General features: G+C 39.6%; 13 protein-coding genes. 9 read left to right on the forward strand and 4 right to left on the reverse strand.

What is annotated here, in order from left to right; genetic code table 11:
* The first annotated feature begins 449 nt into the window (after positions 1–449).
* Entirely contained in the window at positions 450–1,580 is a 1,131-nt protein-coding gene (locus tag MMP60_RS12225) for a hypothetical protein (RefSeq protein ID WP_241336514.1), read from the forward strand.
* Positions 1,581–1,820: 240 nt separating this feature from the next.
* Here MMP60_RS12225 and ilvC read toward each other — a convergent pair whose 3' ends face one another.
* The 3 genes from ilvC to MMP60_RS12240 form a co-directional block, all read right to left on the reverse strand.
* A complete protein-coding gene (ilvC, locus tag MMP60_RS12230; protein WP_004655853.1) occupies positions 1,821–2,837 on the reverse strand; it encodes a ketol-acid reductoisomerase in 1,017 nt (338 codons plus the stop codon).
* 104 nt (positions 2,838–2,941) lie between these two features.
* Positions 2,942–3,433, reverse strand: coding sequence for an acetolactate synthase small subunit (ilvN, locus tag MMP60_RS12235; protein ID WP_241336522.1), 492 nt, complete (start codon positions 3,431–3,433; stop codon positions 2,942–2,944).
* Entirely contained in the window at positions 3,433–5,157 is a 1,725-nt protein-coding gene (locus MMP60_RS12240; protein WP_241336523.1) for an acetolactate synthase 3 large subunit, read from the reverse strand. Before MMP60_RS12240 ends, ilvN begins: the two co-directional genes overlap by 1 nt.
* Before the next feature lie 508 nt (positions 5,158–5,665).
* Between MMP60_RS12240 and MMP60_RS12245 the strand changes: the two genes are divergently transcribed.
* The 4 genes from MMP60_RS12245 to holA all read left to right on the forward strand — a co-directional run bounded on the left by MMP60_RS12245 (position 5,666) and on the right by holA (position 10,598).
* A complete protein-coding gene (locus tag MMP60_RS12245) occupies positions 5,666–6,034 on the forward strand; it encodes a DUF4124 domain-containing protein (RefSeq protein WP_241336525.1) in 369 nt (122 codons plus the stop codon).
* A 327-nt stretch (positions 6,035–6,361) separates the two neighbouring features.
* The gene (gene leuS / locus MMP60_RS12250) at positions 6,362–9,001 is read left to right on the forward strand and encodes a leucine--tRNA ligase (RefSeq protein ID WP_241336527.1); all 2,640 of its coding nucleotides are present in this window, start codon (positions 6,362–6,364) and stop codon (positions 8,999–9,001) included.
* Positions 9,002–9,089: 88 nt separating this feature from the next.
* Positions 9,090–9,599, forward strand: a complete 510-nt coding sequence (gene lptE / locus MMP60_RS12255) for an LPS assembly lipoprotein LptE (protein WP_241336530.1) — start codon at positions 9,090–9,092, stop codon at positions 9,597–9,599.
* 9 nt (positions 9,600–9,608) lie between these two features.
* Complete coding sequence (holA, locus tag MMP60_RS12260; protein ID WP_241336531.1) at positions 9,609–10,598, forward strand: DNA polymerase III subunit delta; 990 nt, start codon at positions 9,609–9,611, stop codon at positions 10,596–10,598.
* A 4-nt stretch (positions 10,599–10,602) separates the two neighbouring features.
* On the opposite strand, the gene MMP60_RS12265 is transcribed toward holA, so the two are convergent.
* Complete coding sequence (locus tag MMP60_RS12265; RefSeq protein ID WP_241336532.1) at positions 10,603–11,052, reverse strand: bacteriohemerythrin; 450 nt, start codon at positions 11,050–11,052, stop codon at positions 10,603–10,605.
* Between the two features lie 501 nt (positions 11,053–11,553).
* Between MMP60_RS12265 and MMP60_RS12270 the strand changes: the two genes are divergently transcribed.
* The 4 genes from MMP60_RS12270 to MMP60_RS12285 all read left to right on the forward strand — a co-directional run bounded on the left by MMP60_RS12270 (position 11,554) and on the right by MMP60_RS12285 (position 17,345).
* Entirely contained in the window at positions 11,554–12,381 is an 828-nt protein-coding gene (locus MMP60_RS12270; protein WP_241336534.1) for a Sir2 family NAD-dependent protein deacetylase, read from the forward strand.
* Positions 12,382–12,489: 108 nt separating this feature from the next.
* The gene (locus MMP60_RS12275) at positions 12,490–13,824 is read left to right on the forward strand and encodes an efflux RND transporter periplasmic adaptor subunit (protein WP_241336535.1); all 1,335 of its coding nucleotides are present in this window, start codon (positions 12,490–12,492) and stop codon (positions 13,822–13,824) included.
* A gap of 1 nt (position 13,825) precedes the next feature.
* Positions 13,826–15,817 carry a MacB family efflux pump subunit gene (locus tag MMP60_RS12280; protein WP_241336537.1) on the forward strand — a complete coding sequence of 664 codons (1,992 nt, stop codon included), beginning with the start codon at positions 13,826–13,828 and terminating at the stop codon, positions 15,815–15,817.
* A gap of 127 nt (positions 15,818–15,944) precedes the next feature.
* The gene (locus MMP60_RS12285; protein ID WP_241336539.1) at positions 15,945–17,345 is read left to right on the forward strand and encodes an efflux transporter outer membrane subunit; all 1,401 of its coding nucleotides are present in this window, start codon (positions 15,945–15,947) and stop codon (positions 17,343–17,345) included.
* Positions 17,346–17,536 lie beyond the last annotated feature (191 nt).

Raw genomic sequence — 17,536 nt, forward strand, 5'->3', positions numbered from 1 at the left:
ATTCATAAACTCTCCTTAACAATAACATCATCTAGCATAAGGTCAAGTCTTTTTCATTTTATAAATCAATAGAATAAAAACATGTAATCATTTCAAACCAATGAAAAGGTTTGTTTTTTTATTGCATCTTTTTATCAAAAGACTGACTTACTTTTGCGAGATATTTTTAGTATATAAATGGATATTTTTTTGTTTGTTTTAAATCGGGCTGCAGCCTAAAAATAAGCAGCAGTTTTGTTGTTTTTGTCATGTATTAAGTACGATATAAAGTACTTGGCTTATAAATATCTTATGCCTTTTTAATGTCAGTATTGTTATAACTCTGTTATCAACAGATCATCAAAGCTGCCATGATTTAATAAAAATACCTTTTCTTATCATAATGATAGAATATATTCACAAACTAAATTATGATATGGTTAATTCATAAACAAAAAAAAATGTGGCGCATGACCCCTCAGAATCTACCTGTGATAAAGACCATTACGTCTACAGAACAATTCGATTACTTAAAAAAACAGTTGTCCATCTATTATTTCCCCTCATCATTCTATCAAGAGAAAGTTGATAAGAGACTTAGATTGATTGGAGGCTATACTTATTTAATTGCTGTATTAGCAGTCTTTACCTTTCCTCAACCTTATTCACGGCGCTTTGCTATTGCGATGATTATTATATCTATCATTCCTCGTCTATATGAACTGTACACTCTGCAACTACAAAAATATAAATTAAGAATTTATCAGCATGAAATTAATGAGAAAAGATACCTCATCACACAGGGAACAATTCAAAAGATTCAACAATGGAACAAGACTCTCAAACAACTCAAATTAGAAATTAGTTTTCAAACACTGGATGGATCATCATTAATACGTGTCTTTAATATTCCTTACCCTCAATTTGACACAATAAAGGCTACATATGATCCTGAGAAATTGATTGGACAAACAGTCGAACTCTATTTACTACCTCAATCATATTTGCTCTTACAAATTCAGATCATGCCAGACTGTTCTCAAGAACTAGAATTTATACATATAAAAACAGGATTATTTTTCAGGCAAAATCAACAATGGTCATTACATCAGCAAGGTATTCTAATAAAAGAATCTGTATGTACATTTGATGTTCAACAGATCAGCTTCAACAGACTGATCGACAAGCCTAGATTTATAATTCAACTGCATTGTAATAACGCTTCCGATTTTCATATTTCATCTGAACTTTCCAATTTCCCTATTTTTGAACGTGCTTTATTTGAATGCTTTGAGGAAATCGATTTTAACTTCTATCAGAAACTCAAATATAGTAATCACCCTCAACAACAGGAGATTTGGCATTCACCATTTCCATCCTTATCAGCAAAACAAAAACACAAACAGAATCAACAATTAGAATACAGCATAGGACTATGTGTTGGTATTTGTATTGTTGTCTCCTTTATTATGATGTTCTCTATACACATAATTATCGGAGTAATGAGTTTAATTTTTAGTTTCATCATTCTCATGACCTTTTATTTCTATCATCTAAACTCTCGAAAATATTTTGATTATTACCAACATCCTCACCTATAAAATGACATAAAAAACCCTTGTACAAACAAGGGCTTTTAACGATTAAACTAAAAATTAGTTCTTTTCTTTGTCTACGATCTTGTTCGCTTGAATCCAAGGTATGAGCAGGGAAATAGAAAAGCATCGCTTTTCCCCTGCGTAAGAGTGAAGCTATGCTTCGCTAAGGCACGCAGCGTAAGGATTACGCTAATAAAAAAACCCTTGTAGAAACAAGGGTTTTTTTAAAGATTAAACTAAAACTTAGTTCTTCTCTTTATCAACAATCTTGTTCGCTTGAATCCAAGGCATCATCGCACGTAACTTATTACCTGTTACTTCGATACCATGAGCAGCGTTTTGACGACGACGAGCAGTCATAGATGGGTAGTTTAACGCACCTTCTTGGATGAACATTTTCGCATATTCACCAGATTGGATACGTTTCAATGCATTACGCATTGCTTCACGAGACTGTTCATTGATCACTTCAGTACCAGTCACATATTCACCGTACTCAGCGTTGTTAGACACTGAGTAATTCATGTCCGCGATACCGCCTTCGAACATTAAGTCAACGATTAACTTAAGTTCATGTAAGCATTCGAAGTAAGCCATTTCTGGTGCATAACCAGCTTCGACCAAAGTTTCGAAGCCCATTTTAACCAATTCAACCGCACCACCACAAAGAACTGCTTGCTCACCGAATAAGTCAGTTTCAGTTTCTTCACGGAAAGAAGTTTCGATGATACCTGTACGACCACCACCTACACCAGAAGCGTAAGAAAGAGCAACGTTACGTGCATTACCAGAAGCATCTTGGTGAATTGCGATTAAGTCAGGTACACCTGAACCACGTTGATATTCAGAACGTACAGTGTGACCTGGTGCTTTTGGAGCAACCATGATTACGTCTAAGTCTTTACGTGGAACAACTTGGTTATAAAGAATTGAGAAACCATGAGCAAATGCTAAAGTCGCACCTTCTTTAATATTCGGCTCAATCACATCACGATAAAGTTGAGATTGAAACTCATCTGGAGTCAAAATCATCACTAAGTCAGCTTGAGCAACAGCCGCTGGAACTTCAGATACTTTAAGACCAGAATTTTCAGCTTTTTTCCAAGAAGTAGAACCTGCACGTAAACCAACAGTTACGTCAACGCCAGAGTCTTTCAAGTTAAGTGCGTGAGCATGACCTTGTGAACCATAACCAATGATTGCAACTTTCTTGCCTTGGATGATTGATAAGTCACAGTCTTTATCGTAAAAAATTTGCATCTGTTTTCTCCGCTAAAATTTTTGTCATTTCCCTTGTTATACAAGGATAGATTCTTTGGAACTTCCCAATTCTTACATTTCTATATGAAGAATTGGGGAAGCGATTAAATACTTAAAACTTTTTCACCACGTGCGATGCCCGATACACCAGAACGTACAACTTCTAGAATGGTATTTTCAGCAAGCGCATCAATAAATCCATCAATTTTATCTGTTGTACCAGCGATCTGAATCGTATAAGTGGTTGGTGTTACATCGACGATTTGAGCACGGAAGATGTCTGCTGTACGTTTAATTTCAGCACGAGCAGCACCGAGCGCTTTGACTTTAATCAACATCAATTCACGTTCAATATGTGAACCTTCTGATAGGTCAACCACTTTAACAACTTCAACTAATTTATTGAGTTGTTTAGTGATTTGCTCAATTTTATGATCATCACCATAAGTGGTGAGTGTCAAACGAGATAAAGTTTCATCTTCAGTAGGCGCAACATTGAGTGTCTCGATGTTGTAACCACGTTGGCTAAATAAACCCACAAGACGAGAAAGCGCACCAGCTTCATTTTCAACGAGTACAGAAATAATATGTCTCATTATGTGCGCTCCCCTTTACCTAACCACATATCTTTCATCGATTGACCTGCAATCAACATTGGATAAACATGTTCTGTACGATCAACCATGACATTAATGAATACACATTTATCATTAATTGCCATCGCCTCAGCAAGTTTAGATTCCAATTCATCTGCATGATTGATTTGAATACCTACGTGACCATAAGCTTCCATCAATTTTGCAAAATCAGGTAAAGAATCTACATAAGAGCTTGAATGACGCCCTTCATAGTTCATGTCTTGCCACTGCTTCACCATGCCTAAAGCTTGGTTATTCAAGCAAAGAATTTTCACATTTAAGCCATATTGCTTACATGTTGATAATTCTTGGATACACATCTGAATTGATGCTTCACCTGTGATACACACTACTTGTTGATCTGGGAATGCAAGCTTCGCTGCCATTGCATACGGCAAACCAACACCCATAGTGCCTAGACCACCAGAGTTAATCCATTGGCGTGGACGTTTGTATTTGTAGTAGTTTGCGCCAAACATTTGGTGCTGACCTACGTCAGACGTAATAATCGCCTCACCATTGGTCACACGATCAAGTGCTTCAACCACTTGTTGTGGTTTCATTTCACCATTTTGAGCCGCTTCATAGCGTAAGCCATGAACTTTACGCCACTCATTAATCTGAGACCACCATTCAGCAATTGCTTCTGGATTTGGCTTAGACACATTCATCTGTTTAAGCTGAGCTAACATTTCTTGAAGAACTGGCTCAACCGCACCAACGATAGGAATGTGCGCCATGATCGTTTTAGAAATGGTCGCTGGATCTACATCAATATGAATAACTTTCGCATTCAAACAGAATTTCGCAGGGTTATTGGTTACACGGTCATCGAAACGCGCACCAATGGCCAAAATCACGTCTGCATTGTGCATCGTCATATTGGCTTCATAAGTACCATGCATCCCTAACATACCCACAAATTGTGGATCATTACCTGGGAAAGCACCTAAGCCCATCAAGGTATTGGTCACTGGATAACCCAATAGATGCGCAAGTTCAGTCAGTAATGCAGACGCATTACCTTGAACAACACCACCACCCGTATAGATAATTGGGCGTTTAGCAGTGATCAGCTCATCAATTGCTTTACGAATTTGACCTGAATGTCCACGTGAAGGCGGTTGATAAGAACGCATCTTCACTTTTTCAGGATATTCGTAGGCAAATTTTTCTGCTGGATTGGTTGCATCCTTTGGAATATCAATTACAACTGGGCCTGGACGGCCAGAAGCTGCGATATAGAATGCTTTCTTAATAATTGCAGGAATTTCGCTGGCATGACGCACTTGGAAACTGTGTTTTACGATTGGACGAGAAATACCAACCATATCCGTTTCTTGGAATGCATCTTCACCGATTAAATGACTCGCAACTTGACCAGACAAAATCACCATTGGGATTGAGTCCATATAAGCTGTTGCAATTGGAGTCACAGTATTTGTTGCACCTGGACCAGAAGTCACAAGAACAACACCCGTTTTCCCTGTTACGCGCGAATATGCATCTGCCATATGACCAGCAGCTTGCTCATGACGTACGAGGTAATGATTGATTTTGTCTTGTTGAAAAAGCGCATCATAAATATGTAAAACTGCGCCGCCTGGATAACCAAAAACATGCTCTACGCCTTCGTCCGCAAGCGCACGAACGAGCATTTCACCACCAGATAAAAGTTCCAACGTGATTCACCCTAGTGTTAGTACAATTTATGGGAGACATAAATTGTATTTTCATTCATTAACTTATGCACTTTTTTAAGTGTGCGTATTCTACTCGTTTTTGCTGCAATAGGAAAAATTTTCTGACTCATCAGCCGTATAAGCTGTTATTACATCTCGAATCAAAACATGTTGGGATAAACATATTCCAAAAAATCATTCTCTCGGCTAGAAAGAATGTCCATTGCAAGCCATGACATTTATTCGAAGGGTGATCAAATAAGCGCATATAAAACTAAAGCAAGCATTTTTGTTGCTTTCATACACAAAGTCAAGAATAAAGAAAAGGTTTTTTAAGAATATTTTTTAGCTGTTGTTTTTTTAAGCTTGCACACCAAAGCAATTTGGTCGAATCAAATGTCCATTTATCAAAAAACTATTTTCTTTTTACACAAAACTAGGCATTGTGATTTGCTCATTTAAGCACTTTGATCGAATATAGACAGCATTCTTTTGGGGAGATCAAATCATGAAACCATCATATTTAAAAACAAGTTTATATACCATCGCAACTGTAACGCTACTTTTTTGTTCTAGCCAGAATTATGCACAACAATATTACAAGTGGATGGATGCAAACGGCTCGACACATTACACCACCACACCACCACCTAAAGGGGCAAAAAGTTTAAATAAAATTTCTACTTATGGCAGTAGTCATTCAAATGTAGCTCCGCCAGCAGCCCCACAAGCACAGAATGAAGCTCCGCAACCAGTAGCTCAGCAGACACAAAATACTAATCCAGCACCTGTTAATGCTGCACCTCAAGCTCCTGCTTCTGCACCACCTATTCAAACACCCGTCGCAGCACCAGTTAGAGTAAAACCAAATCTTTAAACTGTTTTAGTCGGTTCAAACAAGGTGACTATTTTAGATTCGTCACTTTGTTTGGATAAAACAAAAATTCTATTAAAAACAAATTAATATATCAATACTATTTCAATATTTACAGATTATTATGAGGACTGTATTGGATGCCTCTTCATCTGAAAAAGAGAACCTTTAGCAAATTCAAAGCCATTCACTTTTTAAAAATACCCCAACTGGTTTCCACTCATATCATTTAGAAGATAAAATCCTCAGCTAAAAACTGACATCCCCACCTATTTTGCGCTATGCTGTGCGGCAATCTTAACTTTAATTTTTGTTGTATCGCATATCCCTATGACGACTTCTCACATTGACTCCGAATATCAAGCAAGTGCCATTGAGCCTCAAGTTCAACAAGACTGGGACAATCGCAAAGTTTTTAAAGTTGCAGACACTGTAGAGGGCAAACATCGCTATATCCTGTCGATGTTCCCCTACCCAAGTGGCAAACTGCATATGGGGCATGTGCGTAACTACACCATTGGTGACGTGATCAGCCGTTTTTATCGTTTAAAAGGTGAAACGGTATTGCAACCTATGGGTTGGGATGCGTTTGGTTTGCCTGCTGAAAATGCAGCGATTGCACACCAAGTTGCACCAGCAAAATGGACATTTGAAAACATTGCGTACATGCGTGACCAATTAAAAAAATTGGGCTTGTCTGTCGATTGGGATCGCGAGTTTGCGACCTGCACACCAGAGTACTACCATTGGGAACAGTGGTTATTCGTACAACTTTATAAGAAAGGCTTGATCTATCGTAAGCTTTCAACCGTGAACTGGGATCCTGTAGACCAGACTGTACTTGCGAATGAACAGGTTGAAAATGGTCGTGGCTGGCGTTCAGGTGCATTGGTAGAAAAACGCGATATTCCAATGTACTACTTCCGCATCACCGACTATGCACAAGAACTATTAGACGATTTAGATACATTAAAAGACGGTTGGCCACAACAGGTCTTGACCATGCAACGTAACTGGATCGGCCGTTCTACAGGGATGGAAATCACCTTCCCTTCTGCCAATACTGAAATCTATGCAGATGGTTTAACCGTTTATACCACGCGTGCTGATACGTTGATGGGTGTGACTTATGTTGCAGTTGCAGCAGAACACCCTATGGCACTTAAAGCGTCTGAAAATAATCCTGAACTTGCTGCATTTATTGAAGAATGCCGTATGGGTTCAGTCGCAGAAGCTGATTTAGCCACTGCTGAAAAGAAAGGCATGGCAACAGGCTTATTCGTGAAGCATCCAGTCACAGGTGAAGACTTGCCTGTTTGGATTGCGAACTATGTATTGATGTCATACGGCTCAGGTGCTGTGATGGCAGTTCCTGCACATGACGAACGTGATTTTGAATTTGCCAATAAATTCAATTTAGCAATCAAACAAGTGATTGATGCCAAAGGTGCTGATGATGCTGAATACTCAGCAACTGAATGGCAAGAATGGTATGGTTCTAAAGAAGGCAAACTGGTTAATTCAGGCGAATTTGACGGCTTGGCATTCCAAGCTGCATTTGATGCTTTCCTTGCAAAATTAGAACCACAAACTTTAGCGAATGCTAAGGTTCAATTCCGTTTACGTGACTGGGGTGTTTCTCGTCAACGTTACTGGGGTTGCCCAATTCCAATGATCAACTGTAATAGCTGTGGTCAAGTCACTGTTCCAGAAGATCAATTGCCAGTGGTATTACCAACTGACGTCGTACCAGATGGTTCAGGTAATCCATTGAACAAGATGCCTGAGTTCTACGAAACCAAGTGCCCAAGCTGTGGTGGCGATGCACGTCGTGAAACCGATACTTTGGATACGTTCGTAGAATCCTCTTGGTACTATGCACGTTATGCATCTCCAGACTTTACTGGCGGTATGGTGAAACCTGAAGCGGCGCAAAGCTGGCTTCCTGTGAACCAATATATCGGTGGTGTAGAACACGCAATCCTGCACTTACTTTATGCACGTTTCTTCCATAAATTGATGCGTGATGAAGGCGTGGTACAAGGTAATGAACCATTTACTAACTTGTTAACACAAGGCATGGTTTTGGCAGATAGTTTTTATCGTGAAGATGGAAATGGTAAAAAAACTTGGTATAACCCTGATGAAGTCAATAAATACACGAGGTTTGATGCAGGGAAAGTAGGTTCAAGTTTTGAATGCGAATTAAAAGTCGACGGTTTACCTGTTGTTTTCAACGGCACTGAGAAAATGTCGAAATCGAAAAATAATGGTATTGACCCACAATATATTATTGATATTTGGGGAGCAGATACTGCACGTGTGTTTATGATGTTTGCTGCACCACCCGATCAATCACTTATTTGGTCAGATGAAGGGCTTGAAGGTTCAAACCGTTTCTTAAAACGTGTTTGGCGTTTGGCTACAAGTTTTCTTGAACAGAAAGTAGATACAATCCCACTTCCTACTCAAGAAAATATGACGGATCAAGCGAAAGATCTACGTCGTAAAACCCATGAAACCATTCAAAAAGTTGGCGATGATATTGAACGTCGTCATGCATTTAATACAGCTATTGCTGCATTAATGGAATTACTCAATGCCATTAACAAGTTTAATGAAAGAGGACATGATGATTTAATGGTTCAACGTGAATCGATCATCACGCTTCTTACATTATTAGCACCATTTGCACCTCATTTAAGTCAAACTTTATTGGCTGAGTTTGGTATTGATTTAACTACGGTGTTGTTCCCACAAGTAGATGAGTCAGCGTTAACCCGTAATACGCAAACGATTGTTGTACAAGTGAATGGTAAGCTTCGTGGTAAGTTAGACGTCGCAGTCGATATCTCTAAAGATGAGTTATTGGCTTTGGCAAAAGCATTACCAGAAGTTCAACAATTCTTGACTGGTCCAACCAAGAAAGAAATTGTGGTGCCAAATAAACTTGTTAATTTAGTTGTTTAATAATTCTTTCTAACCTCTCTTAAACATAAGAGAGGTTTTAACCCTCTACCAAAGAGGAATTAGAATAGATTTGATTAGAGGAATAAATATGCACTTAGCACAACGTTTAGCTGCTATCGTTTTAACTTTAGGTCTAAGTGCAGGCTTAGTTGGCTGTGGCTTTCATTTAAAGGGAAGCTATCCAACGGCAACTCCATTGGTTTATAACAAACTCACTTTGGTTTTACCTGACAATACGGATGAACTCGAAAATCGTTTAAGTATCTATCTCAGTGCTACAGGCGTACAACTCAGTAATGCCAATGATGCCTATGTACTTCGCATTTTAGATTACACGCCTCGCCGCCAGTTACTCAATGGTACATTAACTGAAGTGCTATTGCGTTTAACTGTGACTTTCCAAATCGAAGATCGCCAAGGTAATAAAATTACTGAACCACGCACACTCACCGCATCACGTACTTACCAATATGATGTGGCAACAGTAAACACCGATAACCAACAAGAAGCTTATTTGAATCGAATCGTGATTGATGATATTGCTCAGCAAGTGACACGTCAGATTGCAGCCAATCGTTTACCAAAAGCTCAACCATAATTACTTTTTATGAAGTTAGATTATGTTCAAGCATTAAAACGTATCAATGAAGCCCGTGGTGCATGGATCATTCATGGGCAAGAACCTTTGCTTGAGCAAAATCTACTTGATGCATTCCGTAAAAGTTGGCAACAACAAGAAGTTGAACGTCAGCGTCATGACATTAGCAGTGTTAATGACTGGAAAAATGTCTTTAATGCACTGAATAGTTTATCGCTATTTTCACAACAACTCGCCATTGAAGTACATGGCAATATCAAGCCCGATGCCAACGGCTTAAAACTGCTTAAAAGTTATATTCAACATAATGAACATAACTTATTGCTGATCGTTTTACCGAAACAAGACAGCAGTAGTTTAAAGTCTGCCTTTTTCCAAGTCGTCGAAGCAAACGGTGTGGTTGTGCAACTTGCAGCAGCATATCCACAAGACCGTCAACGCATTTTGGCAATCGAAGCAGAAAAATTGGGAATTCAGCTAAATAATGATGCTTGGCAATGGCTGATGCAGCATCATGAACATAATTTACTCGCAGCTAAAAATAGTTTGATGCGTGTAGCTGATACCTTTCCTGACATTCAACAAATCCAGATCGAACAGCTCTACGCCTGCTTACAAGATCAATCTCGTTACACAACTTATGATCTCAGCGATGCTCTACTCACGGGTAACTTGGCGCAATCGATTAAGATTTATCAATACTTGATTGCCGCAGGTGAACCTGACAGTCTGATTTTATGGACACTGAATAAAGAAATGCGTCTCCTCATGCAGTTATTTGAGCAGCCACACAATGCGATACAAATTGGTATTTGGAAAACCAAAGTTTCACAATATCAACAAGCCTTACGTCGCCTAAATCCAAGACAATTTTTGGCTTGGCCTGAACTATTGCTCCGCATAGATGCTGCAATTAAAGGCATGTCTAAAGAAAATCCTGAACATCTGATGCTACAGGCAGTTGGCGAATTATGTGGCAACCGCCTGTTCTCATCATAACTTTTTAGTTAAATAAACGAGCGAACCAGCTCTTGCCTTTGGTTTGTTCTTGGGTGCGTAAATATCGAATCATATTGTCACGCACCGCATCGACATAATCCTGATCATCGTGCTGTATATGATTAATCAACCATTTGGACAGAAGTCGATATAGGTCATTTTCAACTGCCTCACCTTTTTCAAAGCGTTGACGATACTCATTTAGTCTTTTGACAAATAAATCATGTATACCTTTATGCGAAGGTAAATATTGATAATTGACCTGCATTAATAAATTTTCTTCAAAGCTAAAATGTGATTGCGTGTAATCAATCAGATCTTCCAATACTTCTTGGATTTTAGAGCGATGCCCACTCACCCGAATTTCTTCTAATCTATTGATATAATCCAATATTTGACGATGCTGATGATCAATCACATCAATACCGATATTAAAGCTTTCTTGCCATTCCATTTTATTTCCCCTGTGAATTTTCCTGTTAAATCACTTGTACTTATTGGCATATTTCTTATGATTTTATTACTTAGATTAAAACCATAAAAAAAATATGGGATTAGATCTTACAATTTTTACAACTTTAAATCCATAAAAAAATTAAGGTTTTATTAAATTTATTTACCTTATAATAAAATAAACATAAGCAAATGAAATTTATAATCATTATTTTAAAAACAATTATTTTAATAAAAATATGTGAGGACTGAAAAAAGTAAATCAGAGAGGTAACTCTTTTTTAATGAATGATGTAATTCAACCTACTTTCATTTAAGTACATAAACGTGATCTTTTCCAAACCAAGATCATCTCATTTATAGAACTCAAGAAGTCATCAATCGCTGTTAGATCAATCATCATCAGCAAGTCATGATTTGCTCAAAATTTCTCAATTTTTGGGGTAAATTATGTTGAGATCATCTCAATACACCACGATGACAGAGGATAAGAATACGGATCATGCAGCAGCTCAGCTCAATCAAAATTGAAAGAATCAAAAGTTTATTCTCAAAAGCCGATAGCCTGATCATCAGTGCGGGTGCAGGCATGGGCGTTGACTCAGGTCTGCCCGACTTTAGAGGCAATCAAGGCATGTGGCGAGCTTATCCAGAATTGGGGAAACAACGTATCGACTTTACTGAAATTGCCAATCCAGCAGCATTTAAATGTCAGCCACATTTAGCATGGGGTTTTTATGGACATCGTTTGGCACTATATCGTCAAACCATGCCACATCAAGGTTTTAATTTACTCAAACAACTGGCTGAAAGGTTAGCACTACCCTACTTTGTGTTTACCTCAAATGTTGATGGTCAATTCCAAAAAGCAGGTTTTGATCCAAACCAAATTTATGAGTGTCATGGCTCGATCCACCATCTTCAATGCTCAGAACCTTGCCAACTAAAAACATGGTCAGCAAATGAATTAACGCCTGAGATTGATCATCAAAATTGTCAATGGTTAGGACAACTTCCACTATGTCCACATTGTGGAACGTTATCCCGTCCAAATATTTTGATGTTTAATGATTATGCTTGGGTCAGCCAAAGACATACTCAACAAGCAAGACGCTTAGAAATTTTTTTAGAAGCCCACAATCAACCTCTTGTCATTGAAATAGGTGCAGGCACAACCATTCCAACCGTTCGTTATTTCAGTGAGCGTTTCGCACCACAACTCATCCGAATCAATCCTCGTGAAGCAATGCTTCCATCCAAAGGAGGAGTTTCAATCGCAGAAAATGCTGTCATGGGTATTCAAAGTGTTTATCAAATTTTTTTCGAATAACTTAGATAAGAATTTGATAATAATTCTCATTCTAGATTAAAAATATCCACGTTTTATCCTCATTTCGCTTTTATACTAGCTGCAGTTTCCAAATTTTGATCTGTTGCCATGCCAAAAACAAGTTCTAAAAAAATACCATTCAGTAAAATAATAATGATCGCTATTGGTGTCGCGATTATTGCAGCCGTTGCATGGTTCTTCTTTAAACCTAAAGATCAAGCACCACAATATATTAGTGCTGAAGTCTCTAAAGGTGATATTGAAAATTCGGTATTGGCAACAGGTGTGCTTGAAGCCACCAAAATGGTCAGCGTCGGTGCACAGGTTTCAGGTCAAGTGAAAAAAATGTATGTACAGTTAGGAGATCAAGTCAAACAAGGTCAACTGATTGCACAAATTGACTCGATTCGCCAAGAAAATGAGTTGAAAACAGCCAAAGCCAGTATTCAAAATCAACAGGCTCAATTGGCGGTACAACAAGCCAATCTAGCCAAAGTCGGGGCTGAATATAAACGTCAACAAGCCATGTTTAGCCAAGATGCAACTTCACGTGCAGAACTTGAAACAGCCTTAGCAAACTTTAAAACAGCACAAGCACAAATTGCAGCAATCAATGCGCAAATTGAGCAATCTCGTTTAACCCTCGCAACTGCGCAAGAGAATTTAGGTTATACCAGTATTGTTGCACCCATGGATGGTACTGTCGTTGCGATCGTGACCGAAGAAGGTCAAACCGTAAATGCCAACCAAACTGCACCAACGATTGTGAAATTGGCAAAGCTCGACACCATGACCATCAAAGCCCAAATTTCTGAAGCTGATGTGATGAAGGTTGAAAAAGGTCAAACAGTTTACTTCACCACGTTAGGCAATAGCGATAAAAAACATTACGCACAGCTACGTCAAGTTGAGCCAGCACCAAACTCAATTAACACCGAAACAACCAATACCAGTTCATCTTCATCAAGCACAGCCGTGTATTACAATGCTTTATTTGATGTCCCAAATGAAGATGGTAAGTTACGTATTGATATGACTGCACAGGTGTATATTGTTTTAGCTGAAGCGAAAAATGTGCTGACGATCCCTGCTGCTGCGATACAAAGCAAACGTTCAAACAAAAAAGACAATAGCACTAATTCAACGGCGGCAAATCAAGCAAAAACTACCGATACTCAAAAAATGCAACAACCGAAACGTCTCGATTTGACTACAGATGAAAAAACCTTGATTGCTCAAGGCAAAGCATCAACAGGCATCGTACGAATCTTACAAGCAGACGGGACTGCTCAACCACAACCTGTCCTGATCGGTCTTAACAATCGTGTCACAGCGCAAGTGCTTAGAGGTTTAAAACAAGGCGATCAAGTAGTGATTGCGGATGCAACCGATAGCTCAAATGAATCGGCGAAACGTAGCAATCAACGTGCAATGAGAATGTAATATGACCCAAGATCAAATACGTTCTTCACAACCATTACTTGAAGTCAGCAACCTTACTCGTGAATTTCCTGCGGGCGAAGGAACAGTGCAAATCCTCAAAGGCATTAATTTAAAAATTTATGCCGGTGAACTGGTTGCGATTGTCGGGCAATCAGGCTCAGGTAAATCGACCCTGATGAATATTTTGGGTTGTTTGGATAAACCAACGGCAGGGAGCTATCAAGTCAGTGGTCGAGAAACACGTCTACTCGAAGCAGATGAACTAGCACAACTTCGCCGTGAATATTTTGGCTTTATTTTCCAACGTTATCATTTGCTCGGTGATTTAAGCGCCGCAGGTAATGTCGAAGTTCCTGCGATTTATGCAGGTGTGGACAGCCAACTCCGCCAACAACGTTCTGCTGAGCTACTCTCAGAACTTGGACTCGAAGAACGTCTACATCATCGCCCTAGCCAACTCTCAGGCGGTCAGCAACAACGTGTGTCAATTGCCCGTGCCTTGATGAATGGCGGTGATGTCATTCTCGCCGATGAACCCACAGGAGCATTGGATAAAAATAGTGGTGTTGAAGTCATGCGCATTTTGCGCGAGCTGAATGCTAAAGGTCATACCATTATTCTGGTGACGCATGATCTTAACGTTGCCAAGAATGCAACCCGTATTATTGAGATTAGTGATGGGAACATTATTTCAGACAGTGCCAATGAGCCTGAAAATACTGATTCCAATTTAGAACATCAAATCCTGCAACGCTCACCGCAAAAGAAAACTTCAGCGTGGCGCTCTTTCTTCGATCGTCTGGGTGAAGCATTCCGTATGGCGCTACTTGCGATGAATGCCCACCGCATGCGAACTTTCCTGACCATGCTTGGGATTATTATCGGGATTGCATCCGTGGTCTCGGTGGTGGCTCTCGGTAATGGCTCACAAAAGCAGATTTTAGAAAATATCAGTAGTTTGGGGACTAACACCATTACCGTGTATCAGGGTCGTGGTTTTGGTGATAATTCACGCGCCTCCCAAGTGAAAACGCTTGTGCCTGCCGATGCGGATGCGCTAGCTGAACAACCTTATGTCGATGGGGTCAGCCCATCTGCCAATACCAGTGTGACTTTGCGCTACAAAGATACTGAGGCATCAGCCACGGTCAATGGCGTCAGTGCTGATTTCTTCTATGTCCGTGGCATGACCTTTAAATCAGGACAAGCTTTCGATAAAGATAGCGTCACACAACGTGCGCAAGATGTGGTGATTGATACCAATACCGAGAAAACTTTCTTTGCAGATGGTACTAATCCTGTTGGTCAAGTATTGCTGTTAGGTAGCGTACCAAGTCGAATCATCGGCGTGATTGATGCCCAACAAGGCTTTATGGGAAATTCAGATAGCTTAAACGTTTATCTGCCCTATTCCACGGTCATGAGTCGTATGTTAGGTCAGTCTAATGTACGCAGCATTATTGTTCGTATTAAAGATGAATACCCAAGTGGTGCCGCTGAAAATGCCATTTTGACTCTACTTGAGCAACGTCACGGCGCACAGGACGTATTTACCCAAAACTCCGACAGTATTCGTGAAACCATTCAGCAAACCACAGCAACCATGACACTGTTAATTTCTGCAATCGCCGTGATCTCTTTGGTCGTTGGTGGTATTGGAGTAATGAACATCATGTTGGTCTCTGTGACTGAACGTACTCAAGAAATTGGGGTACGTATGGCGGTTGGCGCACGACAAAGCGATATTTTGCAGCAATTTCTGATTGAAGCAATTTTAGTCTGTTTATTGGGTGGTGTACTCGGCGTACTACTCTCTTTAGGGATTGGGCAAATTATTGGGCACTTTGCCAAAGGCATTATTGAGATGAGTTATTCAACCACGTCAATCGTAGCCGCCTTTGTGTGTTCTAGTCTGATCGGTATTGTATTTGGCTTCTTGCCAGCACGAAATGCAGCACAACTCGACCCAGTTGCAGCTTTAGCGAGAGAATAAAAATCTCCCCCTACCCCCTCTTTTAAAAAGAGGGGAATTCCTCCTTTTTTCAAAGGAGATTGGGAAGGATTTTTAAGAATAGATCAAGACGATAATATTTTTCAAATTATTAAAGGAATGACGATCAATGTTATTCAAACAACATAAAATCGCACTTGCACTTTGTCTCAGCACAACACTCGTTGGTTGTTCTGCTGTGGTCAAAACACCCTATAACGCACCAACAGTCCAAGTGCCACAACAGTTCCAATACGATACGCAAAAAAATAAGAATGTGAATCTCACCGATCAATGGTGGACTTTGTTTAATGATGCTCAGTTGAGTCAATTGGTCGAACAAGTTTTGGCTAAAAATAGTGACTTAAGTGTCGCAGGTATCACCCTTCAACAAGCTCGATTACAAGCAGGCTTGGCTGAAAATAAACAAGGTATTCGTACCAGTTCGAGTGTTTCCACAGGTCATAACTATGACCTCCGTTCAGGTAATGGAAGTGATCGTGGTTTATCGACCAGTGTTGGCGTTAGCTATGAACTCGATTTATTTGGCAAGCTCGCCAATCAAACCGAAGCAAGCCGTTGGGAAGCCTTAGCCAGTGAGCAAGACTTGCAAGCCACCGCACAAAGTCTGGTTGGTACAACAGCAAAACTGTATTGGCAATTGGGCTATTTAAACGAACGTTACCAAACCGCTCAACAAAACTTAAGCTCGACCCAAAAGATTTATGCTTTGGTGCAATCACAATATAAAGCAGGTGCGGTTTCAGGTTTAGATTTGACTCAAGCGGAACAATCTGTGCAAAGCCAAAAAGCCAGTTTGAGTCAAATTGAGCAACAACGAGTCGAAGCACGTACGGCGATTGCTGTATTACTACATGAACCTGTACAACAGTTGAATATTCAAGAACCTGCCCAGTTACCTCGTAATGCTTTACCAAATATCGCTGTCGGACTTCCTGCTGATATTTTATCGCGTCGCCCTGACTTACAAGCTTCAGAATTACGTTTGCGTAAAACCTTAGCCAATAAAGATGCGACTAAAGCCAGTTATTATCCTTCGATTAATCTCACAGGTAATCTAGGTTCTTCGAGTACTTCATTGACACAACTTTTGAAGAATCCAGCACTCACCTTAGGTGCAAGTTTAAGCCTACCTTTTCTTCAATATAATGATATGAAAAAAGATATTGCGATTAGTGATCTTGAGTATGAAAAAGCCATTACTCAATATCGTCAAACCTTGTACCAAGCTTTTGCCGATGTGGAAAATGCCTTATCCAATCGCACTCAACTGAATCAGCAAGTACAATTGCAACAACGCAATGTCGAGTTAGGTAATAAAACTGAGCGACTTACCGAAGTTCGTTATCGCAATGGTGCAATCGCATTAAAGAATTTGCTCGATGCGCAAGAAACCACACGTAATGCCAAACTCAGCTTGGTAGAGACTAAGCAAAATCAATACAATGCGTATGTCACTTTGATGCAAGCACTTGGCGGAAGTCCTATAAAAGAACTATCGAAACAATAGCCTAGTCGCTATTGTTTTGCGCTCTTATTCTTTCACCAGATCTGGATTATTCTGGATCTGGTGAATACGTTTAATATTGTCCAGATCATCAAACACAACCTCATAAGAAAGTTGCTGACCATTGAAATATATCTCGGTAGTTTAAAGTTAACATGAATGATGGTGCAAGAGCTCATCAAGCATGTGAGAAG

This window comes from Acinetobacter sp. ANC 4805 (assembly GCF_022549495.1).
In the GTDB taxonomy this organism is placed as follows: Bacteria; Pseudomonadota; Gammaproteobacteria; order Pseudomonadales; family Moraxellaceae; genus Acinetobacter.

Bases quoted from the DNA above. Each gene is read 5' to 3' on its own strand.
- holA (WP_241336531.1), top strand. From the start codon at position 9,609: ATGAAGTTAGATTATGTTCAAGCATTAAAACGTATCAATGAAGCCCGT.
- ilvC (WP_004655853.1), bottom strand. From the start codon at position 2,837: ATGCAAATTTTTTACGATAAAGACTGTGACTTATCAATCATCCAAGGC.
- ilvN (WP_241336522.1), bottom strand. From the start codon at position 3,433: ATGAGACATATTATTTCTGTACTCGTTGAAAATGAAGCTGGTGCGCTT.
- leuS (WP_241336527.1), top strand. From the start codon at position 6,362: ATGACGACTTCTCACATTGACTCCGAATATCAAGCAAGTGCCATTGAG.
- MMP60_RS12225 (WP_241336514.1), top strand. From the start codon at position 450: ATGACCCCTCAGAATCTACCTGTGATAAAGACCATTACGTCTACAGAA.
- lptE (WP_241336530.1), top strand. From the start codon at position 9,090: ATGCACTTAGCACAACGTTTAGCTGCTATCGTTTTAACTTTAGGTCTA.
- MMP60_RS12280 (WP_241336537.1), top strand. From the start codon at position 13,826: ATGACCCAAGATCAAATACGTTCTTCACAACCATTACTTGAAGTCAGC.
- MMP60_RS12275 (WP_241336535.1), top strand. From the start codon at position 12,490: ATGCCAAAAACAAGTTCTAAAAAAATACCATTCAGTAAAATAATAATG.
- MMP60_RS12270 (WP_241336534.1), top strand. From the start codon at position 11,554: ATGCAGCAGCTCAGCTCAATCAAAATTGAAAGAATCAAAAGTTTATTC.
- MMP60_RS12285 (WP_241336539.1), top strand. From the start codon at position 15,945: ATGTTATTCAAACAACATAAAATCGCACTTGCACTTTGTCTCAGCACA.
- MMP60_RS12265 (WP_241336532.1), bottom strand. From the start codon at position 11,052: ATGGAATGGCAAGAAAGCTTTAATATCGGTATTGATGTGATTGATCAT.
- MMP60_RS12245 (WP_241336525.1), top strand. From the start codon at position 5,666: ATGAAACCATCATATTTAAAAACAAGTTTATATACCATCGCAACTGTA.